Source organism: Paracidovorax wautersii, assembly GCF_031453675.1.
Taxonomy (GTDB): Bacteria; Pseudomonadota; Gammaproteobacteria; order Burkholderiales; family Burkholderiaceae_C; genus Paracidovorax.
This window is the reverse complement of record NZ_JAVIZX010000001.1, coordinates 544,211-569,996: the sequence shown is the minus strand read 5'-3', so window position 1 is coordinate 569,996 and position 25,786 is coordinate 544,211. Positions and strand designations below refer to the sequence as shown.

Annotated in this window: 24 protein-coding genes; 11 read left to right on the top strand and 13 right to left on the bottom strand. The window is 62.5% G+C overall.

Annotated features, from left to right (window positions below; translation table 11 throughout):
- Nucleotides 1-2 precede the first annotated feature (2 nt).
- The 13 genes from QE399_RS02645 to QE399_RS02585 all read right to left on the bottom strand — a co-directional run bounded on the left by QE399_RS02645 (nt 3) and on the right by QE399_RS02585 (nt 12,324).
- Nucleotides 3-2,423 (bottom strand): secretin N-terminal domain-containing protein, encoded by a 2,421-nt coding sequence (locus QE399_RS02645; protein ID WP_309825865.1) that lies wholly within the window; start codon nt 2,421-2,423, stop codon nt 3-5.
- A gap of 135 nt (nt 2,424-2,558) precedes the next feature.
- Nucleotides 2,559-2,897, bottom strand: coding sequence for a hypothetical protein (locus QE399_RS02640; RefSeq protein WP_309825863.1), 339 nt, complete (start codon nt 2,895-2,897; stop codon nt 2,559-2,561).
- A 287-nt stretch (nt 2,898-3,184) separates the two neighbouring features.
- A complete protein-coding gene (locus QE399_RS02635) occupies nt 3,185-3,868 on the bottom strand; it encodes a hypothetical protein (RefSeq protein WP_309825862.1) in 684 nt (227 codons plus the stop codon).
- On the bottom strand, nt 3,865-4,590 hold the full coding sequence (locus tag QE399_RS02630; protein WP_309825861.1) for a hypothetical protein: 726 nt from the start codon (nt 4,588-4,590) through the stop codon (nt 3,865-3,867). The genes QE399_RS02635 and QE399_RS02630 overlap by 4 nt, the downstream gene beginning before the upstream one ends.
- Nucleotides 4,591-4,966: 376 nt before the next feature.
- Nucleotides 4,967-6,013 carry a type II secretion system protein GspK gene (locus tag QE399_RS02625; protein ID WP_309825859.1) on the bottom strand — a complete coding sequence of 349 codons (1,047 nt, stop codon included), beginning with the start codon at nt 6,011-6,013 and terminating at the stop codon, nt 4,967-4,969.
- Between the two features lies 1 nt (nt 6,014).
- Complete coding sequence (locus tag QE399_RS02620; RefSeq protein ID WP_309825857.1) at nt 6,015-6,653, bottom strand: type II secretion system protein; 639 nt, start codon at nt 6,651-6,653, stop codon at nt 6,015-6,017.
- The gene (locus tag QE399_RS02615; RefSeq protein WP_309825855.1) at nt 6,650-7,105 is read right to left on the bottom strand and encodes a type II secretion system protein; all 456 of its coding nucleotides are present in this window, start codon (nt 7,103-7,105) and stop codon (nt 6,650-6,652) included. Before QE399_RS02615 ends, QE399_RS02620 begins: the two co-directional genes overlap by 4 nt.
- Nucleotides 7,106-7,117: 12 nt before the next feature.
- Nucleotides 7,118-7,585: a prepilin-type N-terminal cleavage/methylation domain-containing protein gene (locus QE399_RS02610; protein ID WP_309825853.1), complete on the bottom strand. Its 468-nt coding sequence runs from the start codon at nt 7,583-7,585 to the stop codon at nt 7,118-7,120.
- Nucleotides 7,585-8,007 (bottom strand): type II secretion system major pseudopilin GspG, encoded by a 423-nt coding sequence (gene gspG, locus QE399_RS02605; RefSeq protein WP_309825851.1) that lies wholly within the window; start codon nt 8,005-8,007, stop codon nt 7,585-7,587. Before gspG ends, QE399_RS02610 begins: the two co-directional genes overlap by 1 nt.
- A 52-nt stretch (nt 8,008-8,059) precedes the next feature.
- The gene (locus tag QE399_RS02600) at nt 8,060-9,286 is read right to left on the bottom strand and encodes a type II secretion system F family protein (protein ID WP_309825849.1); all 1,227 of its coding nucleotides are present in this window, start codon (nt 9,284-9,286) and stop codon (nt 8,060-8,062) included.
- A gap of 5 nt (nt 9,287-9,291) precedes the next feature.
- The gene (locus tag QE399_RS02595) at nt 9,292-10,971 is read right to left on the bottom strand and encodes a GspE/PulE family protein (RefSeq protein WP_309825847.1); all 1,680 of its coding nucleotides are present in this window, start codon (nt 10,969-10,971) and stop codon (nt 9,292-9,294) included.
- Between the two features lie 11 nt (nt 10,972-10,982).
- Nucleotides 10,983-11,489: a hypothetical protein gene (locus tag QE399_RS02590; protein ID WP_309825845.1), complete on the bottom strand. Its 507-nt coding sequence runs from the start codon at nt 11,487-11,489 to the stop codon at nt 10,983-10,985.
- 61 nt (nt 11,490-11,550) lie between these two features.
- Entirely contained in the window at nt 11,551-12,324 is a 774-nt protein-coding gene (locus tag QE399_RS02585) for a glycosyltransferase (RefSeq protein WP_309825844.1), read from the bottom strand.
- Nucleotides 12,325-12,486: 162 nt separating this feature from the next.
- On the opposite strand from QE399_RS02585, the gene QE399_RS02580 reads away from it, so the two are divergent.
- The 11 genes from QE399_RS02580 (at nt 12,487) to QE399_RS02530 (ending at nt 25,653) form a co-directional block, all read left to right on the top strand.
- Entirely contained in the window at nt 12,487-13,584 is a 1,098-nt protein-coding gene (locus QE399_RS02580) for a glycosyltransferase family 4 protein (protein ID WP_309825843.1), read from the top strand.
- Nucleotides 13,585-13,637: 53 nt separating this feature from the next.
- Nucleotides 13,638-14,543 carry an acetylglutamate kinase gene (argB, locus tag QE399_RS02575; RefSeq protein WP_309825841.1) on the top strand — a complete coding sequence of 302 codons (906 nt, stop codon included), beginning with the start codon at nt 13,638-13,640 and terminating at the stop codon, nt 14,541-14,543.
- A 174-nt stretch (nt 14,544-14,717) separates the two neighbouring features.
- Nucleotides 14,718-15,437, top strand: a complete 720-nt coding sequence (locus tag QE399_RS02570; protein ID WP_309825839.1) for a response regulator transcription factor — start codon at nt 14,718-14,720, stop codon at nt 15,435-15,437.
- 84 nt (nt 15,438-15,521) lie between these two features.
- Complete coding sequence (locus QE399_RS02565) at nt 15,522-16,973, top strand: sensor histidine kinase (protein ID WP_309825838.1); 1,452 nt, start codon at nt 15,522-15,524, stop codon at nt 16,971-16,973.
- A gap of 93 nt (nt 16,974-17,066) precedes the next feature.
- Nucleotides 17,067-17,720, top strand: coding sequence for a nucleoid occlusion factor SlmA (gene slmA, locus QE399_RS02560; protein ID WP_309825836.1), 654 nt, complete (start codon nt 17,067-17,069; stop codon nt 17,718-17,720).
- Between the two features lie 636 nt (nt 17,721-18,356).
- Entirely contained in the window at nt 18,357-19,022 is a 666-nt protein-coding gene (locus QE399_RS02555) for a TetR/AcrR family transcriptional regulator (RefSeq protein ID WP_309825834.1), read from the top strand.
- A 67-nt stretch (nt 19,023-19,089) separates the two neighbouring features.
- Nucleotides 19,090-20,895 carry an acyl-CoA dehydrogenase C-terminal domain-containing protein gene (locus QE399_RS02550; protein ID WP_309825833.1) on the top strand — a complete coding sequence of 602 codons (1,806 nt, stop codon included), beginning with the start codon at nt 19,090-19,092 and terminating at the stop codon, nt 20,893-20,895.
- Nucleotides 20,896-20,948: 53 nt separating this feature from the next.
- Complete coding sequence (locus tag QE399_RS02545; protein ID WP_309825831.1) at nt 20,949-21,383, top strand: DUF2147 domain-containing protein; 435 nt, start codon at nt 20,949-20,951, stop codon at nt 21,381-21,383.
- A gap of 36 nt (nt 21,384-21,419) precedes the next feature.
- Entirely contained in the window at nt 21,420-23,843 is a 2,424-nt protein-coding gene (locus QE399_RS02540) for a 3-hydroxyacyl-CoA dehydrogenase NAD-binding domain-containing protein (RefSeq protein ID WP_309825830.1), read from the top strand.
- Between the two features lie 12 nt (nt 23,844-23,855).
- A complete protein-coding gene (locus QE399_RS02535; protein ID WP_309825828.1) occupies nt 23,856-24,404 on the top strand; it encodes a DUF4442 domain-containing protein in 549 nt (182 codons plus the stop codon).
- A gap of 49 nt (nt 24,405-24,453) precedes the next feature.
- Complete coding sequence (locus QE399_RS02530) at nt 24,454-25,653, top strand: acetyl-CoA C-acyltransferase (RefSeq protein ID WP_309825826.1); 1,200 nt, start codon at nt 24,454-24,456, stop codon at nt 25,651-25,653.
- The last annotated feature ends 133 nt before the right edge of the window (nt 25,654-25,786 follow it).

Sequence of the window (25,786 nt, the reverse complement as noted above, 5' to 3'; positions counted from 1 at the left end):
GCTTATCGTCTGCGGACTGTGTCGAGAATCTCCTCCAGCAATTTCGGATCTTCTACAACGGTAGAACCTTGTGGCACCGCAACGCCGCCGATGGAACTTGGTGCTGGTTTGCCGCTGGCGGGGGCAGGGGGGGAGTTGCTTGAAGCCCCATTGCCTTGCCCCGTTGGTCCCAAGGCGTTTCCTTGCGAACTGGATGGCATCACGGCTTCGACCGGCCGATCGCTGAAGTTGATCATCTGCTCGCCCGGGGCTAGCGACGATTCAGGCGCCAGCATACGAGGCGTTACGTCTGGGACTGGAGTTGCAGGTGCCGCAGGTCGGCCCGTGTCCGGTGTCACGGTCTCATTTGGCGGCAAAGGAGCGCCAGGGAGCCCGGCTTCGTGTGCTGCACGAACTCCCGCGCGCCGTTGTGTTGCCGCTTGTCGTGCTTCCCTGGAAGCTCTTACGCGTTGACGTACGCTTTCCGCCCATTCGCCCAGCGTGCTTTGATAGGCATCGGTGGCAGCTTCGGCGTCTTCGGTATCGTTGAGCACGTAGGGGGTGATGAGCATGACCAACTCTGTGCGCTGCCGGGACTTCGTAGCTGTTTTGAATAGACTGCCCAGTCCGGGAATGTCCTTGAGCAGCGGTACCCCACTATCACTGTCGGTGTTGGTTTCGGAAATCAGGCCTCCGAGCATGATGGTGGCGCCGTCGCGCAGGCTGAGCTTGGTTTCGACGGAGCGCTTTCTGATCGTGGGTGAAGTAGTGACGCCGGTGGTGGTATTTTCGGCGCTGCTAACTTCCTGGCTGACTTCCAGATCGATGCGGTCTCCGGCATGGATGACGGGGCGAACGCGTAGCAGCACGCCAGTATTGCGGTACTGGATGGTTTGAGGAACCACGGTATTGTTGCTGCCAATGATGCCAGTGTTGGTTGTTACGGCTTGGCTGGAAACGGTGGGTACATCCTGGCCGACGCTGATGTTAGCAGCCTCGCCATTGCGCGTCACGATCTTGGGATTGGAGATCACGCGCGAGTCGCTATTGCTGGCGAGGGCAGTAATGGCCAGTTGGCGCAGGGGATTGCCGCCAAGAAGGGCATTGACGGTTAAACCCGAACCGCCGGCATTGAGGTTGTAGGTAGTGCCACTGAGTCGCACGGCTTGCGCGCCCGAGCCCAATTGTTGTAACTGCCAAGTGAAGCCGAGATTGCTATCGTCATTGAGTGCGACCTCGGCGACCAGTACGTCAATTAACGCTGATTTCACGGGGCGGTCCAACTCGGCCAGCAAAGCGAGCCACTGGCGGTAGTCTTCCTGGCTCCCTCCCTGAAAAATCAAGGAGTTAGTGGCGCCGTTGACGACGACGCGTCGTTGTCGTTGGGTGGTGGTGGCTGGCGTTGACGGAGGCGTACCGCCGGTGGTGGGCTGGTTCTGCTGGACGTTATTACTTTGACTGCCGACCAGGTCGTTCAGTGCCTTGGCCAGATCCTGTGCGTCTGCATGCTTGACGGGGTAGGTGAAGAAGGCGCTGCCAGCCTGCACCGCATTAAGCTGATCTAAGTCGCGCACCCATTCCAACACGTGCTTCATCACCTGAGGAGAGCTCGCGAAAACGATCACACTGTTAATGGGGGGTAGCGGCACGAGGGTAACGGGATCGGGGCCGCTTTGCGTGCCTACGTTGTATCCCTCGGCTTTGAGCACTTCGCTCAAGCGGCGGGCAAACTCATCAGCGCCCCAGTAGCGGGGCACAATACGGCTGCTGTTTTGGCCTCGCAGGCCCGGCTGATCAAACACCTGCACCAGTTCCAAGGCCACCTGCACGTCGTCTGGCTGGCCGCTGAGCATGAGGCCGCCAAAATTGTCTGCCTCGACCTTGACCTTATCCCCAAGAATGTTCTTGAGAGGCGCCACCAGATTCGTTGATCGTACCGACTCGGTTTCGATGTAATGGAAGACGGGGCGTAGTTGCTGGGGTACCGTGGGTTGGGCGCGGCCACGGCGCACCAACGGCAACGTGCTCCCGATGCTGGTGCTGGGCACGATGCGCAGCACGCCGCCGAAATCTTGCACGGCCACCCCATAGCTTTTGAGCAATTGGGTGGCTAGCTCCTTCAGATGGGCGGCGCTGATGGGCTTGGGGGTGCGAAAGGTGATCAGGTCAGTGCGGGCGTTGACCGATGCGTCGACCGAATAATTGAGTTGCAAGATGCCGCCGTAGACCGCCTGAATGAAGGCGGGCAGGGCCATCTGTTCCACCGAAACGGTCAGATCGCCGGCCGCTTCGCTGGGTGTGATCGGGGGGGAGGGGGGGCGCAGGTTACCGGTGATCGGGGCCGGCGCCTTGGGACCTGTGGTAATGGGGGTTTGCTTGGGCACCCCAGGTTGCTGAATGCCGAGGGAGCCGGTATTGCGCGTGTCCTGGATGCTGTCGTACACCAAGGGCTTGGGCGCTTGGGGGGGGGGGACGGCGCAACCGACCAGCGTCAGGCAGGCCAGGGCCACGGGCGTGAGGAAAGGAAGGCGGTGGTCTGTCATGGCGAAAGTCGGGCGATGCGCAGCGCGTTTTTGCGCTCAGCGATGTGTCGAAGGCGAGGTGCGGGAGGCAGGCGTTGCCGGCGTCACGCGTGAAGCGGGGTCTCCCCCCAGAACGGGAACATCAAGCGTTTTCTTGGTGGAGGTGATCACGCCGATGGCGTTGGGGCGCACCCAGCCCAGCCGGGCTCCGCCTGGCAGCGTGTCTCCCACCTTGAACATGCGGGGCATGGGCTCGCCATCGAATTGAACAATCACTTGCGTCTGCTCGCCGCGGCGTACTACCCCAGTGATATACCAGTTGGGTGGGGTGATGGGTTGCGGCCGAACCTGCCAAGGCTGACTGGCTGTGGTTTCCCAAAGCAGATCTGTCGGCATGGCGTTGCCCCCCAAGCCTGCTGGCTGGATATCCGCCGGAGAGGGAGTTGCGGTCCCCGGTACTCCAGCCGCGGGGCCTGGTGCTGCCGAGGGTTCGGGCGACTCCGCACGGAAGAGCGGTGGGGGCAGGGGAATAATTGGTGGCGCGGCGTTGGTGGCAGCCAGTGTGTTCGGCAGCTCGGGTGAGTTGGGCTGTGCCTGGCGGTTGCCCCACCAAGCACCCGACAAAGCTGTGACAGCAGTCAGCAAAACGCCCGCTGCCATGCGATAAGTGCGGGGAGCGAAGTTCATGGGCGAGAGGCCGTATCGGCCGCACGAGCTTCTGGAGCGGTTGCGTCAGTGGTCTGCGCGGCGTCGTGCTGTTCGATGAGGCGTGTGGCTGCGGTGCGCTCTGCCTGTGCCACCTCGCCCTGTAGGCCAAAGACCTTGACAATCAATTCCGCTCGGCCGCTGCGTACTGTGAAGCGTTCGATCTTTCGCAGCACGGGGCCTTCTTCGATTTCCTGCATGAGTGGCATCAGCTTGTTGCCCGCCAGCCCCACACTGAGACGGACTCCTGTGCTCACAAGTCCTTGTAGTTCGGAATGAGCTCGGCTGGTCTGAGACGCCGTGGCGCCAGGCGTCGTGGGAGCTGCTGAACGAGCGAAAGTTTCCCCCATCGATGCAATCTGGCAGTTGGCATCTAGCCGTTTGCAGAGATCCGACAGATTTTCCATGGCTTCCGCTCGGAAGAGCCCCGTCTGGTGGACCTCCGGTAAACGATTCAGCCAGGCCAGCTGTGCTTGGCGCGCGAGCAATTCCTGTGTCTTCCAGTCGATGGATTGCAAGGCGGCACCCTCGCGCTGCCGGAGCTGCTCCAGCTTTGCCTTCTCCGGACGCAGTTGGGCAATCTCTGCCTCCCACTCCAAGGCCACAGACCACAGACCAATGAGTGCAGCCAGCCACACCAGCCATCTGAGCATGGGCGTCATGGCGTTCCCCCTTGAGCGGGCAGAGGCGTTATCTGGTCTTTCAGCCGCCAGGAAAACCTGAATCCCATCACGCCAGAAACGTCAACAAAGCGTGCGTCGTAGATGTAAGGTCTGCCTTCGAGAGCCCCAAGCACGGCGGTCAGTCGAGGGCTGCCACCGCCAGGAGCTGTGAGTGTCGCTTGTACAGTGGGCGGATTGATGTCTATCTCCCGTACGACCAATCCCTGGCGGGTGATCACAGGAGCCAGGTCATTGATCAGCGCATGGGTTGGCTGTACGGGTCCCAATGATTGGGCAGAACGCACCCAGTCGATCACTTGCTGAGCTCGCTGCCGCGCTTGTTGAAGAGGCTCCAACTGGGCCAGACGCTGCTCCTGGTTGTGCGTGAGACTGTCAATCGCGTGTTGGTATGCAGCCTTCTGGCTCCATAGCGAAGCGCTCCAGCCCACGAGGCCGATGCTGGCGACCGTCAATACGGTAGGCGCCATCACATTCCAGTCGAAAGCCATCCCAGATGCGGCTTGAGGGATCAGATTGCGGGCCCAGGCCTTTTGGGAGAACGATGGTCGCGCCGACTGAACAGACGGCAGTGCATCAGGCCAACCCATGCTAGCCAGGTCGGGGGTGTTGGCCAGCAGAGCCGACCATTCTTCAGGTGTGGGCGCGACTGGGAACCAGAGCGAGTCTTGCAGCAGTTTGTCTTTCCACAGCAGGTATTCCACCCCCCTGCCATCCTCTTGCGGGCTGCAGGTCACTCCGCTAGGAATCGTGCGTGCGTAAAAGCTCAGGGGTAAAACGCTGAAGCCCGACTCGGCAATCCCATGTTTCTGTGCAAATTCTGCTTCCAGGGCGCGATCCCAGATCCACAGGCACAGCCAGGAGCCCTGACGGGTGGCAGCGCATCCATGCGCCACGAAAGGTGAGAGCGCCTGAGCCTGGAGGCGAGCGAAATCGCGCAGCTTGAATCGTGGGACTCCGCTGCACCGTACCCGGTGAAAGGTGCAAAGTGAACGGGGGACTACCATCCGTAAGCGCGCCAGCCACGCTGGTAATACCCACTTGCCCGTCGTCTTGAGCTGTACGTCAGCTCCGGCAGGGTTAAAAAGGTAGATTCGGTGCAGCATTTCCGGGCGACGTGGCTGGGGCCTCGGACGGCCAAGGCAAAGTTTGTATTCTATCTTTGGGCGCTGAAACGCCCTGTAAATGAAACTGCTTGATGGTCCAAGGTCTGTCGTTGTCTTCTGGATCAAGCACCAAGGTGTAGGTTATCTGCCAGGGGCCTTTGAGTGACCTCTGCGTTACCCGCAGCGTTTTTTGGGACTGACTTCCCCCCATGCCGACGAACCCACCATTAGCTCCTGTAAGGGCATTGGCTTCGGCGATGCGCTCAGCTACCAAGGCTGGATTACCTCTGGCGTTGTCAATGTCCTGGACCGTTTCTTCAGGGAGTCCTGCTGCGCGCAACACGGGGGAGGGGGCGGTTGCAAGGTTGGCCCCGCTGCTGCCAAATATCCCTGCTTCGCCTTCTGTGGTCATTGCCCGTACGCAGCCACTCTTTTCCAGAGTGGTTCGATAGGCGGGCCAGCCCATGACGTCCCAGACTTCACCTGGTGCGAGCAGCGGACGATTGCGAGGAGGCGGAAGCCCTGCCAATTGATAACTGTCAGCCTCCGCGCCATTGATGCGCTGCAAGTTATCGGTATCGATATAGTCCGCCAGCGTGTCCACCAGTCTGGATGTTTGCTCGGGGGCGATTCCGCAGACGACCAAGAACTGCGCTAAACGGGTCGGATCGGCTGTGTTGAGGTCCATGAGGCCGCCCACGTCCTGTAGCGCAATGATGCTGTCCTCTCCAATCTTGTAGAAACGATCATCGACCATGACCGAAGCTGCCCCGTCAGTGAAATCCGCTGCTCGGGGGCGGGTGGCGGAGAGCCAGTACTCGGCGTGTGCCTGAGCCGACAGTGCACTCCGCACGAATTCTGTGCGCTCACGTAGCTGGGCTACGCGCTCGGCGGAAGTGTGTGCAGCATCGGCGATAAGGGCTACTACGATGGACAGCCCGGCCAGTAGCCATAGCACGGCAGCCAGGGCAAAGCCAGTTTGCGAAGCCTGTGCGGATGACGACAGTCGATGCAGGTGCATATCAGCGGGTAATGCCCAACATCTGTGCTGCGCCATTGGTCTTAGGTACCAGGGCTCCAGGGTAAGAGGCTGCGCGGAACACCAAGTTCTGCTCGTCTATGTCGCGCAAAAAGACTGCATTGGGCATGGGGCGCTGTTCGGCAACGCCGTTGGGTGGCCATTGCTGGTGTTCTAGGCCTCTGTGGTCGGCAAAACGGAACTCAACGCGATGCGCAAAAGTCGCCAGCTTCATCGGTGGGCGATTCTGGTTCTGTTGAAGGGGTTCTAGCCACAGCTCAGAAACATCGTTCGAGTCTGGCGAAGGCTTCAGGCGCAAACGGACACCCCGGGGCGTCCCTGGGAGTAGGTCGGGCGGGCTGGTCGTTGTTGTTTCTACTTGCTGGTAGCTGCCGACGAACGGCTTTTCCAGGGATGGATCCAGCACCATGTTGGAGACGATGTCATAAAGAGCGCGATTGTTGTTCCAGCGGGATAGAAAACCGTTGCTTTGCTCTGAGCTGATACGCAGTATCTGGGAGATCTGGTGGAAGGCTCCGGACATGAGCGCCACGGTGAAGCCAAGAATCACAATAGTGACAAGCAATTCAATCAGCGTGAGCCCTTGTTGCCGTTGCCGCCTCGAATGCGCACAGGCTTTCATCGCGGAGCTCCTCCTCCGAAGATGGACATGGAGCCTGAGCCGGTTTGTTTGTAGCCGCTGCGTTGAACCAGGAAGGTCGTCCATGGTTCGTCTTCGCCAGGCTGAACAAGTTGGACGTCAAGTTCGTAGAGAGATACGTCATAGCGTGCTGCGGTTCCTAGCAGCGTTAATGCCGGGCGTGTATCCCGGATCTGTCGACTGGTCCAGCGCAGCAGGTACCCAGGCAGCCGCATCTCGCCTGTGGGTTGATCCACCGGGTTGATAGCACGCAGATGATCCAGCGCTTCAGTACGCGCGAGCAGCATGTTTTCTTCGTCCTTCAGGCGCCCCATAGCGCCGACGCTCTGGCCGAGCCAGGTGAAGGCCACCGATGCTCCTAGGCTAAGAATAACGAGTGCAGCCAGAACTTCCAAGAGGCTGATACCTCGCTGGTGTCGCATGGGATCAGACATTTTTTGAATGGGCTATGGCGATGCCATTGCATTGACCAGCTTGATTTCGCAGGTGTCTGCTTCTACTTCAACGGTCAAGGTTTGTTGGCCTGATGACAGCGTCAAACGCTGGGTATCGCACAGGCCTGAACTGCGGATGAGCAGCTTTTGGTCTTCGGCAATGCGCCAACCAGCCGGTAATTCCAGTGCGGCCGCACCATCCGCCAGTGGGGTCGACATGGTATGTTCGCTCAGCTCAAAGTCAGCGCCAAGGAGAGCTGCACGTGTAAGTAATTTATGAAGTCTATTGGTGACCGTCGTCACTTCGACGCGGCGTTCGGTGTTTCCGAACCACTTTTCGAAGTTGGGCAAGATGATGGCGCTCAACAATCCGAGCAGCACCATGACGGCCATCATTTCAATCAGCGTAAAGCCAGTGGTCTTGTCGTGGCGGCGGAATGCATGGCGCGGCCACTGCGCCCTTTGAGGGCTGCAGTCCATTACTTACCCATGATGTCGGCAGCAAGGTCCTCACCGCCTTGCTTGCCATCTGCTCCCCATGACATGACTGCAAAAGGTTTGCCGTTGGGGCCCGGAGAAACGATCTGGTAGGGGTTGTTCCAAGGGTCAACGGGGAGTTGACCTTCCAAATAGGGCCCCTTCCATACAGCACGCACATTGGCTTCTTCGGGCTGCTGGGTCAGCCAGCGCAAAGCGACGGTGCCTTCGGGAAGGGTGCCGATATCCAGCCGCATGATCTGTAACGCACTTTCGATCATCTTGATCTGTACCTGGGCAGTTTGCACTTTGCTGGAATCGACCTTACCAAAGATTCTCGGGCCTACAAGACCTGCGAGCAGGCCGATGATGACCATTACGACCAGCATTTCAAGCAAAGTAAAACCACGCTGCAGACGTTGCATGCGGGAGCGGCAGATCGAAAGGTATTTCATGCGAGTTTGACGGGCAATTGGGTCAGATGACGTTGGTAAGGCTGGTGATTGCCAGCATGACGCTGATCATGATGCCGCCAAGCAGCACTGAGACCATCAGAATCGTCACAGGTTCCAGCAAGATCAGGAATTGTTTCATGCTTTGCTGGGCGTGTGTCCGATGCATGTGGGCCAGCGATGCGGTGGTATGGGCCAGCTTGCCAGACTGCTCTCCAATGCGAATCAGGTTCAGGCCGACCGCATCGAGGAAATGGTGTGACTGCATGGCCAGATTGAGGGATTGGCCGCCTTTCACATCTTTGGCGATAAAGCTGGCCTTTTGCCGCCAGACTTGGCCTGTCAGAGAGTTTTGCGAATGGCGTAGCGCATCCAGCAGCGGCACATGGTGGTGCAGCAGTACGGAGAACATGGCGGCCCAGCGTGCAAGTTCCACGTGGCCAATCCAGGTGCCAATGACAGGCAGGCGTGCGGCGATTTCCCAGCCCTGTGCGCGAACCGTTGGACGCGAAAGAAGAAGAAAGCCCCCGGCTCCCACGGCAGCCGCAGTGGCTGCGGCAATGGCCTTGTTGTTGACCAACCAGAGACCTGATTGGAGTACCCAGCGTGAAAGCAAGGGGATATCGGCTTTGGGGTTGGTCAGGATGTTGGCGAACTTGGGTACGACGAAAACGAAAACGACCAACGTGGCCAACAGTCCGCTGATGATGAGGACCATAGGGTAGGTCAGAGCGTTGCGTGTTTCTCTGCGAAAAACAGCATCTGCCTCCATTTGCTGTGAGGCTGACGTCAAAGAGGCGCCCAGCTTGCCCGTTTCCTCGCCTGCCCGTATCAGTTCGTGAACATATTCCGGCAGGCTCAAGCCGCTGGTGTGTAGTGCCGCGGCGAGCGTGTTGCCTGAGCGCAAGCTTGCGTAGGCGCTCTGCAAGATGCCGCCCAGTGCGCTGGTCTCATGGCCTTGCGCGATATTCAAAACAGCATCGGCTAGCGGAATGCCTGCATTCAAGAGAGTGGAGAGTTCCTGGATGCAGAGCAACACCTCTTCCTGGGAAACCTTGCGTCGTGATCGTGGTGCGTTTTTTGAGTGCCCGCTAATGGTGCTTTCTTGGATACCGCGCGGCTCCTGCAGCGAAAAAACCTGAAGCCCGCGGCTCGTGAGTTCGGCGAGCGCACGCGCTGCGGTGGCCGCTTCAATGGTGCCGTTGCTGCGACGGCCATCATTCTGGGTGGCCTGGTATTTAAAGAGCGGCATGTGATTTAACCGAGAGACAGCACTTCACTGACTGTGGTAATGCCCTGCCATGCTTTGAGCAATCCGTCATGCGTCATGGAGCGAACGTTTTTTTCACGCAGCCCGGCGATGACCTCTGTTTCGCTCTTCTGATCCAAAATCTGCTGACGGACCGCGTCATCCACGTCAAACATTTCATAAACGGCAATACGGCCGAGGAAGCCTGTATGCAGACAGATATCGCAGCCCACGGGTTTCCGCATCTTTGGCTCTGAGGCTTGCTCGCCGGACATCGCCAGCGCCTCTTTCAGAAGCGATTGATGGGCCGGCTCAATATGGTCTGCAGGCTGGCTGCAGTGCGGACAGAGGCGCCGCACCAGCCGTTGCGCCATGACCCCGCGAAGGCTGGAGGCCAGCAGGAATCGCTCAATGCCCATGTCGGCCAAGCGTGTGACGGCACCTGCTGCGCTGTTTGTGTGCAGGGTGGAAAACACCAAGTGACCCGTCAATGCCGACTGAACTGCAATGGATGCGGTTTCCTGGTCGCGAATCTCACCGATAAGGATCACATCGGGGTCGTGTCGAAGAATAGAGCGCAAGGCGGACGCAAATGTATAGCCAATATCGGCATTGACCTGTACCTGCGTAATGCCTTCCAGCTTGTATTCGACGGGATCTTCGACCGTGATGATCTTTTTCAGCCCGTCATTGCCCAAGTCAAGTGCGGTGTACAGCGTTGTGGTCTTTCCGGAGCCTGTCGGCCCGGTCACGAGAACGATACCATTGGGCGTGTCGATCCAATCGCGGAACATGCCGGACTGGTCGGCCAGCATGCCAAGATCAGCCAGGTCGTAGTCCGGCCTGTCCTGCCGCAGCAAGCGCATTACAACGGATTCGCCGTTGCTCCCAGGAAGAATGGACACGCGGACGTCAAAAATTTCTCCATGGATGCGGGCTGTCATGCGTCCGTCCTGAGGCAGGCGGCGCTCTGCAATGTCCAGCTGCGAAAGGATCTTGATCCGGCAGACGGTCGCATCAAATCGGTCTGCGCTGAACTGCTGCAGGTCTCGCATGACGCCGTCCACCCGCACGCGTGCCATGAAGCCGTGTTCACCTGGCTCTACATGAATGTCCGACGCCCGCCGAGTGACGGCTTGGCTCAGGAGGCTGTTGACGAGTTCAACAATGGGACCTTCTTCCGCCAGTTCGCGTAGGTGTGCGACATCTCCGATGGTGGTTGTGCTCGTGTCGCCTTTTGTCTGCAAGGAAGCATAGAGATTTTGGAGATCGACGGGCCGACACAATTGCAGCTTCAGCGGTTTGTTGGCCTGAGTGCTGAGAATCTGCAGCATTTCATGGGCCCCGCGGGATAACAAGTTATTGCTGCAGCAGAGGATGTCTTCCGATGTTTCCCATATCACAACACCCTCTCGCTTGCACCATTCGGCCTGGATGTGACGCGACTTGAGCGTCTCAGCCACGTTGCCTTCTGCGGCGGTCATTTCCGAAAATGGAATGACGGGCCACTGGGTGTAGGAGTGCAAGGCATCGAGCAAGACATGTTCGGGGACCATGCCCGTTCGACTGGCGACCGTGAACGGAGACTCGAGTTTGGCTTTGCTCAGTTGTTCGAGTTGGAACGCTGCTTGATTGTCCAGAATGCGAGATTCAACCAAGTGCTGGATAAAGGTCATGTGCTGGGCCATGGTCGCTCTCACTACTTCTTGGAACCAGTCATCGCTTGCCCTACCTTGATTTCTCTTTGCAGTCCGTAGTATTTGCCGCCTGCACGTACAACCAGAAGAACGGGCTGTGTTTTCTCGATATTGAGAAGCAAGGTGGCTTCCGGAAAAGCGGAGGGCTCTACAGTCAGCCCCGTAAATAGTGCGGCGCCGCTGTCGGGTTGGGGGCTGAGACTGAGTAGCCACATGCCGTCGGTACGAGGAACAGTGCTCACGATGCGAAATCGCACGGGGCCTGCTGAAGCGACTGCGGGAAACTCGAGCAACAGGTCGTTGCCGCTGTTAAGGCTCTTCAGATTGGTGGGGGGGCGCAACGTGGCCAGGAATTCGTCGACCTTTTTCCCATCGGTGTTGGTTGGCAACGGTACGGCGGCAGGGGCTCCTTGGGCACCGCCGGCAGTCTGTGCGGCAGCACTTGCGGAGGTGAGGAGGCAGAGGAGCGCGACGGACATTGCGCGCTGGATGGCGATAGGCGACAGCATGCCCCTATTATCTGCGGAGGCTGGGGTGACCTTCTAAGTGAGCGGAAATGGGAATTTTGGACTAGATGGTCGCCGTGGACTTGCTAGCTCTGAGAAGCAAAGCCCGATAACGCCAGAACGTCGGGGACAGCCAGATCTTTGCCAAGCTGGAGAGGTGCCAGTACAGCGGGCGGAATTTCCGATGGCTATCGCGCTGGGCTTCGTGTAGGACCGTGGTGCCTTCATCGGTGCGTAGTTGCCATCCTGCCAAGCGCAAGCGAGCGCAAATGTCGAAGTCCTCGCCATACATGAAGAAGCGCGGATCAAATCCGTTGATCTGACGATAAGCCTCGGAGCGAAAAAGCATGAACATTCCGGGGATCCAGGCTGGTAGCAAAGGAGGTTGATGGGACGGATGTCTCCGCTTCCAGATTTCAATCGGCGTTAGTAAGCCCCGGTGGGGTGTTGGCGCGACATGGCTTGGCTCTTGGATTCTTGGGGCGACTAGTGCCGCGTCTTCGGGGGCGGAGCTGATGAGATGAGAAAGTACGTCATCCCGCAGGCGAATGTCCGGATTGAGCACCAAAAACCACGGTGTCTTGCATAACTCAAAGGCTGTGTTGTGGTTGGCGCCAAACCCCAAGGGCCGTGCGTTGGTCAATAAAGTGAGCGGTATTTTCCACTTACGGGTGCTAACAAGGTTCTCTTCGGCGACATTGATCGTCAGTACTACGTTGGCCACAACCCCTTGGCAATGGCGGTCCAACTGTTCCAGCAAAGGCAGGACCATCGCTTGCTGGGCGTGGCTGACGATGGAGATGGTCACACTTTGCTTGGAGGCCTGCTTGGATGTCATGGTCTAATTTCGAGTTGGGCTGGTCCGGAGTCGATGACTCCGCGCACTAGCGTCTTCTTATCGTAGTGCTAATTGATTGGGGTCTGCTGGCTGTTTCTTGCTAGCCGCGAGGAGCGCAGATTCCTGAGAAACGTCTAAAGCGTTCGCTTCCACCTGATTTTCATGATCGTCCTTGCCGTTCTGAGTTTTTGCTTTTCGGCACTAACCACCTTTTTTATCATTCGCAGTGCTCGTATACACGCCCGTCGTTATGGGTACGACATGCCTCAGCGGTTTCATGAGGGGCATGTGCCGCGCATCGGAGGCATGGGTATTTTTGTGGGACTGGCTCTGGCATGGTTGTTCGCTTCTACCCCTTGGGCTAATGGCCTGAACGTGAGCGGCTCCATGTGGTTTGCCGTGATCGGGCTGTTGTGCATGGCTCCTGCTGTTGCCGGCGGATTGGCTGAGGATGTAACGCAAAGGCTGCCCGCGAAGTTGCGCCTTGCGCTTACGGCCTGTTCGGCAGTGCTGTTGTGCTGGTTGCTGGAGCTTCAATTGAATCGCGTTGGGGTAGGGTTCGCTGATGCTTGGCTTCGAACTGCGCCCTTGGTTGCTGCAGGGCTGGCGGTTGTCGCCATTGCGGGGTTGCCCCACGCGTTCAATTTGATCGATGGGTACAACGGCTTGGCGGGTGTGGTGGCTCTGCTGATCAGTTTGGCTCTGGCACATGTGGCACTGCAGTTGGGAGACCGTCAACTGGCTGCCGTGCTGATTTGCCTTGCTGGTGCAACCGCCGGGTTTTTGCTTTGGAACTATCCCCATGGGAAGGTCTTTGCAGGAGACGGCGGGGCCTATGTATGGGGGCTTGTGATCGCAGTGTGTTGCATCCTTCTAGTGCAGCGTCATCCCCAAGTTTCGCCTTGGTTTCCTGTCTTACTGCTGATATATCCGGTGGGGGAAACTTTTTTTTCTATTTATCGCAAGCTGGTACGCGGGCAGTCGCCCGGAACTGCTGACGCGTTGCATCTTCATCAGCTCATCTTTCGTCGTATTGTCAGAGTCGCTCTCGATGAAGACGAAGTGCGTGAGCTGCTGGCACGCAACAACCGCACCTCGCCCTACCTGTGGATGTTTGCGGCGACATCCGTGGTCCCCGCCGTGCTGTTCTGGAACAACACGCTCATCCTGTTCCTCTGCTGCGTCGCATTCGCTGTGGCCTATGTGTCCGCCTATCTGATGATCATCCGCTTCAAGGTCCCCGGCTGGCTGCGGATGTGAGGGCTGGGCCCTCTACAATCCGCCGAGTTTTTGCTTCTGGAACGTCCAACGCCATGTCCACGACCACCGAGCCCGATCTGTCTTCCATCGCCCCCCGCGCCAAGGCGGAAATCCTCGCCCAGGCGCTGCCCTATATCCGCAAGTTCCATGGCAAGACCATGGTGATCAAGTACGGCGGCAATGCCATGACGGACCCTGCGCTGCAGGCCGACTTCGCGGAGGACGTGGTGCTGCTCAAGCTGGTGGGCATGAACCCGGTGGTGGTGCATGGCGGCGGCCCGCAGATCGAGACGGCGCTGAACCGTCTGGGCAAGAAGGGCGAGTTCATCCAGGGCATGCGCGTGACCGATGCCGAGACGATGGAAGTCGTGGAATGGGTGCTGGCGGGTGAGGTGCAGCAGGACATCGTGGGTCTGATCCACCAGGCTGGCGGCAAGGCCGTGGGTCTGACGGGGCGCGATGGCGGGCTGATCCGCGCGCAGAAGCTCAAGATGCTGGACAACAAGGACCCCTCCATCGAGCACGACATCGGGCAGGTGGGTGACATCGTCGCGATCGATCCCAGCGTGGTGAAGGCGCTGCAGGACGATGCCTTCATTCCCGTCATCAGCCCCATCGGCTTCGGCGAGAACAACGAGAGCTACAACATCAATGCCGACGTGGTGGCAAGCAAGCTGGCCACCGTGCTGCAGGCCGAGAAGCTGGTGCTGTTGACCAACACACCCGGTGTGCTGAACAAGGCCGGCGAACTGCTGACCGACCTGACGGCGCGCGAGATCGACGGCCTGTTCGCCGATGGCACGATCTCCGGCGGCATGCTGCCCAAGATTGCTGGCGCGCTGGATGCCGCCAAGGCCGGCGTGAACGCCGTGCACATCATCGACGGCCGCGTCCCCCACGCCATGCTGCTGGAAATCCTGACGGACCAGGCGTACGGCACGATGATCCGCAGCCACTGAAGACCATCCATGCCCCAACCGTGCGGCGCTTTGGAACGGGAAGGCGCTGGCGCTTCTTCACCGGTGATGCGTGTGCGCGCGCAGTTAGGGTCCCGGCATTTCCGATGCGTGCTGGCGCATTGACGTAGCAACAGCAAGCAGCCGTACGCGCGTTTTGCGGCGAGCGACTTTCCCATGCGCCTCCTTCTGGTCGAAGACGATGTGATGCTCGCCAGCGGCATCAAGCTGGGCCTCTCGGATGCCGGCTATGCCGTGGACTGGGTGGGCAGCGGCGAGCGCGCCGAAGAGGTGTTGCGCGCCGAGTCGTTCGACGCGGCGGTCATCGACATCGGCCTGCCCGGCATGGACGGCCTGGAACTCACCAAGCGCCTGCGCCTCCCCGACATGGCCAACCCGGCTATGCCAGTGCTGATCCTCACCGCGCGCGACGCCTTGCACGACCGCGTCCAGGGCCTGGACCTGGGCGCAGACGACTACATGGTCAAGCCTTATGAGCTGCCCGAGCTGCTGGCGCGGCTCCGGGCCCTCCTGCGGCGCTCGCAGGCCGCGACCACGGCCGTGCTGGGCTTCGGGCCGCTGGAGCTGGACACCGCCAACCGCAGCGTCAGCGTGCGCACCACGACAACAGAGCGCAGCGGCGAGCCCTTGCGCCAGTTGATCGAACTGGGCCCACGGGAATGGACCGTGCTCGAATACCTGCTCATCAATGCGCCCAAGCCCGCCAGCAAGGAAAAGCTGCTGCAGGCCCTCACCGGCTGGGACAAGGAAATCACGCCCAATGCCGTCGAGGTGTATGTCTCCCGCCTGCGCAGCAAGCTGGAGCCGTACGGCGTGGCCTTGCGCTCCATCCGCGGATTCGGGTACCGGCTGGAGTTGCAGGTGCCACGTGGCTGAGGGGGGCTGCGGGCCGGCCTGCAGCGTCGCTGCCGGCACCGCCGTGTTTTGGCGGACGACGGCGGCAGGCCCACGCATGCGCACATGACCTCCGATCTCCGCAACCGCCTGCTGCTGCTGCTGGTGCTGCCGTTGTGCCTGCTGGCGCTGGGCGGCGCGTGGATCGACTACCGTTCCGCCGACGAGGCCGCCAGCCGCCATGACCAGCGCCTGATGCGGCTGCTTCCCGCCCTGGCGGATTCACTGCTGGCCCCGTCCATGACGGACGACGGTCCGCCCCTGCTGCTGCTGGCCCCGCCGGTGGAAGAGTTTCTGCGGCAGAACGCGGGCTTTTCGGGATTCAGCGTGCAGGACCTGTCGGGCCGGGTGCTGCTCGGTGACGATTGGATCCAGAGCGCCACGCCCACCACGCACGAGCCCGAATTCCACAGCATCGAATACGACAGCGTGACCTACCGGGTGGCAGTGCAGCGCAGTCGCACCGGCGCGGGCGATCTGGTGGTGGCGCTGGCCGACGGATCCGATCCCCGCCAGCAATGGGGCAAGCAGATGGCCCTGCGCGTGCTGCTGCCCAACCTGGTGCTCGTGGCCGGTGCCGCGCTGGCCATCCACTGGGCGGTGCGGCGCGCGTTCAAGCCGCTGGTCGACCTGGCTGCTGCGGTGGAGCGCCGTTCGCCGCGCGACCTCAGTCCCATCGACGAGGCGGCGTCGCCCGCAGAAGTCCGGCCGCTGGTGAACTCGCTCAACCGCCTCTTTGCGCTGGTGAATGCGCAGGCCGAGGGGCAGCGCCGCTTCGTGGCCGATGCGGCGCATCAGCTGCGCACGCCGCTGGCGGGCCTGCAGGCCCAGGTGGAGGCGTGGGCGCTCCAGGCCCAGGCAGCCCGCGCTTGGGGTCAAAGCGGCGGGTTGCAGTCAAATCCGCCTCCAGCGCTTATGGATAAAGCGCATGGTGCTATCGTATTGGAAGCGGAGCAGGTCGAGAAACTGCGGCATGCGACGCGGCGCACCTCCAAGCTGGCGCACCAGCTCCTGGCGCTCTCGCGCGCCGATGCCCGCAGCCTGGAGGCGCAACCCTCCGAGAGCGTCGATCTGAAGGCGCTGTGCGAGAGCCTGCTGGAGGCATTCCTGGACGCGGCCACCGCCAAGGGCCTGGATCTGGGGCTGGAGGTTGCGCCGGCCCGGGTCGCAGGCCACGGCTGGCTGCTGCGCGAACTGCTGTCCAACCTCGTGGACAACGCCATCAAGTACACGCCGCCGGGCGGCACCCTCACGCTGCGCTGCGGGACGGCGGCCCTGCCGGCCGGAGGCCAGGGCTCTTACCTGGAGGTGGAGGATGACGGTCCGGGCATTCCAGAGAGCGAGTGCGCGCGGGTGATGCAGCGCTTCTACCGCGTGCCGGGTGCCGAAGGAGAGGGTACCGGTCTTGGATTGGCCATTGCGGACGAGATCGCCCACGTGCACAACGCCGCGCTGCGGCTGGAGGCCGGGGCGCACGGACGCGGCCTGTTGGTACGCGTGCAGTTTGCGGCGGCTTGAACAGATCCGGGGAGGGTGGCCGATAGGCCGCCGGCGCTGCGAAAAGTCGTGCCGAAGCGGTGTGCGAGAATCAATTGCACACATCTGTTGCCCATGCCTGAACTCCGCTCCGAACCCGACTCCGATGTGCCTGCCGCCGTGGCCGATGCCGCGCCGGCGGTGCGCAAGCGACCCAAGCCCGGCGAACGCCGCATGCAGATCCTGCAGGCCCTTGCATCCATGCTGGAGCAGCCCGGCGCCGAGCGCATCACCACGGCGGCACTGGCGGCACGCCTGTCGGTGAGCGAGGCGGCGCTGTACCGGCACTTCGCCAGCAAGGCGCAGATGTTCGAAGGGCTGATCGACTTCATCGAGCACAGCATCTTCACGCTGGTGAACCAGATTTCGGAACAAGGCAGCGCGGCCGACGGTGCGCAGCGTGCAGCGCGCATCGCCGCCATGGTGCTGCAGTTCGGCGAGCGCAATCCGGGCATGGTTCGCGTCATGATCGGCGACGCGCTGGTGCTGGAAAACGAGCGCCTGCAGCAGCGGATGAACCAGTTCTTCGACAAGATCGAGGCCAGCCTGCGCCAATGCCTGCGCCCCGCCGCAGAGGCTGCCGGCTCGTCCACCCCCACCGTCGACGCCCAGGTGCGCGCGGCCGCCGTGTGCGATGTGCTGCGCGGACGCCTCCAGCGTTACGCCCGCTCGGGTTTCCGGCGCTCGCCGAGCGAGCATCTCGACGCGACGCTGGGTCTTCTGCTCTGAAGCCCACGGCACACTGACCTTGACCTGCGCGCCTGTGCGTGGGCATGGCGGTCGGTATCCACAGGGCTCGGTAGGCCGCGCGACGGCTTTCCGGGCCGACGACGACGCGTGCCGGCCACGCGCTCCCGACCGCGTTCCACGTTCTGCACCCTGTTGCGTATCGACAGCGTACCCTGATGGCTGACGCAGGGCCGACGGCTTGCGCGACCTGTCCACGGCCCGTAGTTCGGCGGACATGTTGCTGCGCCAGACTGCGGGGCGTGCATTTCGCGCCCGCCGCCCTTAGAACGTGTTTGCGATCTCGCAGGGATCGCGTTGGAGCGCAATCGGGATGAGTGGACGCTGCGGATGCGCCGCATGGGCTCGTGCCCATGCAAGCAGCCGGGGCGTTCAATCGCCCGATTCCGCTCCAACCCTTCGGGCAGTGGCTTTGCGGGCGGTCTGCTGGTGGATAGCTGAGCTATCCACGGCGCACCGCGCCTGGCATCCCCTCCCGCAAACGCCGCTGCGCGGCCCCAAGGAGATCGTAAACACGTTCTTAGGGTTTTCCCGCCAATGCCCCTGCGGCGTGTAAAGGGCTGGCGGTGGGCGCGAGAAATCATGCAAAATAGAACGATCGTTCGTTTTATTTCTACCATGCCGGCCTCACCCACTCTCATCAAGCCCGTTCGGTCCGCCGCCCGCGATGGACGTGCCCTGCAAAAGGGGCAGCAGACCAAGGCGGTCATCGTCGAGGCCGCCCTCGGCCTGGCCACCCACATCGGGCTGGAGGGCCTGTCCATCGGCGCTCTGGCCGATGTGACGGGCATGAGCAAGTCAGGCGTGTTCGCCCATTTCGGTTCGCGCGAGGAACTGCAGATCTCCGTGGTCCGCGAGTACCACGTGCGCTTCGAGCAGGAGGTCTTCTACCCCGCGCTGGCAGCCGAGCGCGGCGTGGCCCGGTTGCGGGCCCTGTTCGGCAACTGGATGAAGCGGACCTCGATCGAGATCGACTCGGGCTGCATCTACATCAGTGGGGCCGTGGAGTTCGACGACCGCGACGGCCCGGTGCGGGATGCGCTCGCCAGCTCGGTGCGCACCTGGCTGGCCGCGATGAAGCGCGCCATCGAGCAGTGCATGGAGCAGGGCGAGCTGCGCGCCGACGTGAATCCCGAGCAGATGCTGTTCGAGATCCATGGGCTCATCCTCGCGCTGCACTACGAGGCGCGCTTCCTGCAGACCCCGGGCTCCATCGACCGCGCCAACGCCGGCTTCGACAACATCCTGGCCCGCTACGGCGCCGCTGTGCCGGCCCAGGGCTGAATCGCCCTCCGTTTCCTTTTCCTTTTCCGCTTCGCCAACCATTCTTCTCATACATCAGGAGCCAACGATGCCTACCTACACGCCGCCCCTGCGCGACCTGCAATTCGTGCTGCACGAAGTGTTCAACGTGACGGACGAGTTCAAGGCCATGCCCGTGCACGCCGAGGTGGATGCCGACACCATCAACGCCGTCCTGGAAGAGGCTGGCAAGTTCGCCGCCGGCGTGGCGTTTCCGCTCAACATGAGCGGTGACGAGGAGGGCTGCACCCTGGACAAGGCCACGCACGAAGTGGCCACGCCCAAGGGCTTCAAAGACGCCTACGCGCAGTACGTCGAAGGCGGCTGGGCGGCGCTGTCGTGCGACCCGGAATACGGCGGACAGGGCCTGCCTTTCGTGCTGAACCAGTGCCTGTACGAAATGCTCAATAGCGCCAACCAGGCGTGGACGATGTACCCCGGCCTGTCGCACGGCGCCTATGAGGCCCTGCACGCCCACGGCACGCCCGAGCAGAAGAAGCTGTACCTGCCCAAGCTGACCAGCGGCGAGTGGACCGGCACCATGTGCCTGACCGAGCCGCACTGCGGCACCGACCTGGGCCTGCTGCGCACCAAGGCCGAGCCCGTCGCCGGCGCGCCCGAGGGCACCTACAAGCTCACCGGCAACAAGATCTTCATCAGCGCGGGCGAGCACGATTTCACCGAGAACATCGTGCACCTGGTGCTGGCCCGCTTGCCGGACGCGCCCAAGGGCAGCAAGGGCATCAGCCTGTTCGTGGTGCCCAAGTACCAGGTCAACGCCGACGGCTCCCTGGGCGAGCGCAACCCCATCTACTGCACCGGCCTGGAGCACAAGATGGGCATCCACGGCAACGCCACGGCGCAGATTGCCATCGATGGCGCCATCGGCACGCTGGTGGGCCAGCCGCACAAGGGCCTGCAGGCCATGTTCGTGATGATGAACGCCGCCCGCCTGGGCGTGGGCAACCAGTCCCTGGGTCTGACCGAAGTGGCCTTCCAGAACGCGCTGGCCTATGCCAAGGACCGCATCCAGATGCGCAGCCTGTCGGGCACCAAGGCCAAGGACAAGGACGCCGACCCGATCATCGTGCACCCCGACGTGCGCAAGATGCTGCTCACCGCCAAGGCGTATGCCGAAGGCGCGCGCGCGCTGCAGATCTACTGCACGCTGCTGCTGGACAAGTCGCACAGCCACCCCGACGAGAAGGTGCGCAAGGACTCCGATGAACTGGTCGCGCTGCTGACGCCCATCGTCAAGGCCTTCATCACCGACAACGGCCACATCAGCACCAACGCCTGCATGCAGGTCTTCGGCGGCCACGGCTTCATCAAGGAATGGGGCATGGAGCAGTTCGTGCGGGACAACCGCATCAACATGATCTACGAAGGCACCAACACCATCCAGTCGCTGGACCTGCTGGGCCGCAAGGTGCTGGGCAACAACGGTGCCACGCTCAAAAAACTGGGCAAGCTGGTGGGCCAACTGGTGCAGGAAGAAGGCGTGAACGAGAAGATGGCCGAGTTCATCAACCCCATCGCCTACCTGGGTGAGCAGATGACCAAGTTCACCACCGAGATCGGTTTCAAGGGCTTCCAGAACCCCGATGAAGTGGGCGCTGCCGCGGTCGATTACCTGCGCGTAGCCGGCCACCTGGTGTTCGGCTACCTGTTCGCCCGCATGGCCCAGGTGGCGCTGCGCGAGATCGCGGCCGGCAACACCGACCCGTTCTACGTCGCCAAGCTGCAGACGGCGCGGTTCTACTTCGCCAAGCTGTTCCCCGAAACGGCCACGCTGATGCGCACCGCGCGCGCCGGCGCCAAGCCGCTGATGGACACCGACGCCGCCTTGGCCTGACCGGTGCCGCTTCACTGTCCCATCGTTTCAAGCATTTTTGACCTGGAGCCCTTATGAATAAAGCGCTGGTAGCTATATTTTGTGTAGCAATTTCCGCCCCCGTCTGGGCCCAGGTGTCGCCTGTGGGCACCTGGCGCAGCATCGACGACAAGACCGGCGAGGCCAAGGCCGAGATCCGGGTGTCGGAGGCAGGCGGCGCGCTCACCGGGCGCATCGAGAAATCGCTCAAGAAGGACACCAAGCCCGACGCCGTGTGCGCTGAATGCACGGACGACCGCAAGGGCCAGCCCATCGCGGGGCTGGAGATCATCCGCGGCGGCAAGAAGGCCGAAGGCAAGGACGTGTGGGAGGGCGGCAAGATCCTCGACCCCGAGAACGGCAAGGAATACCGCGCCAGCTTCGCGCCCATCGACGGCGGCGCCAAGCTGGAGGTGCGCGGCTACCTGGGGCCTTTCTGGCGCACGCAGGTCTGGCAGCGCGTGCAGTAAGAGCGGCTGCCCCCAACCATTCACAAGAAACCAACCATGTCCCGATTCCAAGTGAAGAAAGTCGCCGTGCTCGGCGCGGGCGTGATGGGTGCGCAGATCGCCGCCCACCTCGCCAACGTGAAGGTGCCCGTGGTGCTGTTCGACCTGCCTGCCAAGGAAGGCCCGAAGAACGGCATCGTCACCAAGGCCATCGAAGGCTTGAAGAAGCTCAAGCCCGCACCGCTGGGCGTGGCGGAGAACGCCGCCCTGATCGGTCAGGCCAACTACGAAGAGCATCTGGAGCAGCTGCGCGAATGCGACCTCATCATCGAGGCCATCGCCGAGCGCATGGACTGGAAGCTCGATCTGTACAAGAAGATCGCGCCCTTCGTCGCCAAGCACGCCATCGTGGCGAGCAACACCTCGGGCCTGTCGATCACCAAGCTCTCCGAGGCGCTGCCCGATGCGATCAAGCCGCGCTTCTGCGGCATCCACTTCTTCAATCCGCCGCGCTACATGACGCTGGTGGAGCTGATCGACACGCCCACCACCACGCCGGAAGTGCTGGATCAGCTGGAAGCCTTCGTGACCAGCGGCCTCGGCAAGGGCGTGGTGCGTGCGCACGACACGCCCAACTTCATCGCCAACCGTGTCGGCATCGCCGGCATGCTGGCGACGATGAAGGAGGTGGAGAACTTCGGCCTGACCTTCGATGTGGTGGACGACCTCACGGGCAAGAAGCTGGGGCGCGCCAGCAGCGGCACGTTCCGCACCGCCGACGTGGTGGGCCTGGACACGATGGCCCACGTCATCAAGACGCTGCAGGACAACCTGACGGAAGAAACCGACCCGTTCTATGGCAGCTTCGGCACGCCCGAGGTGCTGAACAAACTCATCGAGATGAAGCACCTGGGCCAGAAGGCCAAGGCCGGCTTCTACAAGAAGGTGGGCCGCGACATCCTGCGCTTCGACCTGGCCGAAGGCGATTACGTGCCCGGCGGCCAGAAGGCCGACGAGGTCTATGGCCGCATGCTCAAGAAGCCCGCCGCCGAGCGCCTGAAACTGCTGCGCAACGCCGAGGGCGCGCAGGGCCGCTTCCTCTGGGCCATCCTGCGCAACAGCTTCCATTACGCCGCCGTGCATTTGGGCACCATCGCCGACAACGCGCGCGACGTGGACCAGGCCATGCGCTGGGGCTTCGGCATGAAGCAGGGCCCGTTCGAGTTGTGGCAGGAAGCCGGCTGGCTCGACGTGGCGAAGATGATCCAGGAGGACATCGATGCCGGCAAGGCGCTCAGCAAGGCGCCGCTACCCGAGTGGGTCTTCAAGGGGCCGGTGGCCGAGGCTGGTGGCGTGCATACGGCCGAAGGCTCGTGGAGCGCGTCGAAGTCGAAGTTTGTGCCGCGCCGGCAACTGCCCGTGTACGAGCGCCAGCATTTCCCCGAGCGGCTCTTGGGTGAAACGAACCTGCCTGACTGGCGCACGGCCGGCACCACGGTGGCCGAGTCCGATGCGCTGCGCACCTGGACGCTCGACCAGGATGCAGGTCCCTCCGGTAGCCGGATCCTCATCGCCAGCATCAAGAGCAAGATGCACGCGATCAGCCCCGACGTGATGGAAGGCCTGGTCGAAGCCATCGACACCGCCGAGCGCGAATACGACGGCCTGGTGATCTGGTCCGGTGACGCCCCTTTCAGCGTGGGGGCCGACCTGGCCGCCACCATGCCCGCCTTCGTGGTGGCCGGCATCTCGGCCATCGAAAGCGTGGAACAGGAACTGCAGAACCTGATGCTGCGCCTGCGCTACGCCCAGGTGCCGGTCATCTCGGCCATCCACGGCATGGCGCTGGGCGGTGGCTGCGAGCTGGCCGTGTATTCGGCCCGGCGCGTCGCGCACATGGAAAGCTACATCGGCCTGGTCGAAGTGGGCGTGGGGCTGGTGCCCGGCGCGGGCGGGCTGACCTATATCGCCCGCCGCGCGGCCGAGAATGCCGCGGCTTCCACGGGCAAGGACCTGCTGCCGTTCCTGACCGAAGGCTTCACGGCCGCCGCGATGGCCAAGGTGGGCACCAGCGCGCTCGAATCGCGCAAGCTGGGCTACCTGCTGGAGAGCGACATCGTCGTGCCGCACAAGGACGAGGTGCTGTTCGTCGCGCTGAACGAGGCCAAGGCCCTGGCGGCCAGCGGCTGGCGCGCGCCGAACAAGCGCCTGTTCCCGGTGGCGGGCCGCAGCGGCATCGCCACCATCCGCGGCTCGCTGGTGAACATGCGCGACGGCGGCTTCATCAGCGACCACGACCAGCACATCGCCACACTGATCGCCGAGATCGTGTGCGGCGGCGATGTCGATGCCGGCGCGCTGGTGAGCGAGGAGTACCTGATGGCGCTGGAGCGCAAGGCCTTCTGCGCGCTGATCCAGCATCCCAAGACGCAGGAACGCATCCTGGGCATGCTGAACACCGGCAAGCCGCTGCGCAACTGATTGGCCGCCCGCATGACCACGACCCCGGACAGCGTCTTCGCGCCCAACCGGCTGCAATTGCAGCTGGAGCAGGTGGACGAATTCCCGAAGTTCCTGCGCCCCTGGGTGCGCAACCTGGTGCTGCGCCGCGCCGTGCCGTTCACGCGAACGGCCGGCGTGGAGTTCACAGAGATGTCGCCCCACCGCGTGGAAGTGCACCTGCGCAACGAGCCGCGGGTGCGCAACCATATCGGCGGCATCCATGCCTCGGCGATGAACCTGCTGGCCGAGACGGCCACCGGCATGGTGGTGGGACTGAACGTGCGCGACAACTGCATTCCGCTGGCCAAGGACATGAAGATGGCCTTCCGCAAGCGCGCTCACGGCGCCCTGCGGGCCGTGGCGGTGCTGACCGATGCGCAGCGCGCGGCCATGCAGGCGGAAACCAAGGGCGAGATGCAGGTCCAGGTCACGGTGACGGACGAAACCGGCGCAGAGCCGGTGGAGTGCGAATTCACCTGGGCCTGGGTGCCGTCCAACCGCCCCGGCAAGCCAACGACCGAACCGAATCCCACCCATTGACTCACCGATCGCGAGACCGATCGATCGATTGACTGAAGGAGCCTTCTCCATGGCCAAACAAATGCAGGACGCCTACATCGTCGCCGCCACGCGCACGCCCATCGGCAAGTCGCACCGCGGCTACTTCCGCAACACCCGCCCGGACGATCTGCTGGCGACCACCCTCAAGGCGGCGCTGGCCCAGGTGCCCGGACTGGACCCGGCCTCCATCGAGGACATCATCTGCGGCTGCGCCATTCCTGAGGGCGCGCAAGGCCTGAACGTGGCGCGCATCGGCGCGGTGCTGGCGGGCCTGCCCACCAGCGTGGGCGGCATCACCGTCAACCGTTTCTGCGCGTCCGGCCTGTCGGCCGTGCAGATGGCGGCCGACCGCATCCGCGTGGGCGAGGCCGACGTGATGATCGCCGCCGGCGTGGAGAGCATGAGCATGGTGCCCATGATGGGCAACACGCCGTCCCTCTCGCCCAGCATCTTCGCCAAGGACGGCGACGTGGGCATCGCCTACGGCATGGGCCTCACGGCCGAGAAGGTGGCGCAGCAGTGGAAGGTGAGCCGCGAAGACCAGGACGCCTTCGCCCTTCAGTCGCACCAGCGTGCCCTCAAGGCGCAGCAGGCCGGCGAGTTCACCGACGAGATCACGCCCATCGAAGTGACCGACCGCACGGCCGATCTGGAAACGGGCGAGAGCATCGCCAAGACCCGCACGGTGACGCTCGACGAAGGCGCCCGGCCCGACACCAGCCTGGAAGGCCTTGCCAAGCTCAAGACCGTGTTCGCGGCGCGCGGTTCGGTCACCGCGGGCAACAGCTCGCAGACCAGCGACGGCGCGGGCGCGCTGATCCTGGCGAGCGAAGCGGCGGTGAAACGCTTCGGCCTCACGCCGCTGGCCCGCTTCGTGAGCTTCGCCAGCAAGGGCGTGCCGCCGTCCATCATGGGCATCGGTCCCATCGAAGCCATTCCCGCCGCGCTCCGCTATGCCGGCCTGCAGCAGGACGACATCGACTGGTTCGAGCTGAACGAGGCCTTTGCCGCCCAATCGCTGGCGGTGGTGCGGCAACTGGGCCTGGACCCGGCCAAGGTGAATCCCATGGGTGGCGCCATCGCCCTGGGCCACCCGCTGGGTGCCACCGGCGCCATCCGCGCCGCCACGGTCGTGCATGCGCTGCGCCGCCACAACCTCAAGCGCGGCATGGTCACCATGTGCGTGGGCATGGGGCAGGGCGCTGCGGGCATCTTCGAAAGGGTTTGAGAACAACCCCCTGAGGCGCTGCGCGCCTTCCCCCTTCTCTCATCGCTGCGCGATGGGAAGGGAGACGACGCCAGTGGCCGGGCGAAGCCCGTTCCACGGCGTCTGCTGGCGAAGTCCAGCCATGCCCTTCGCA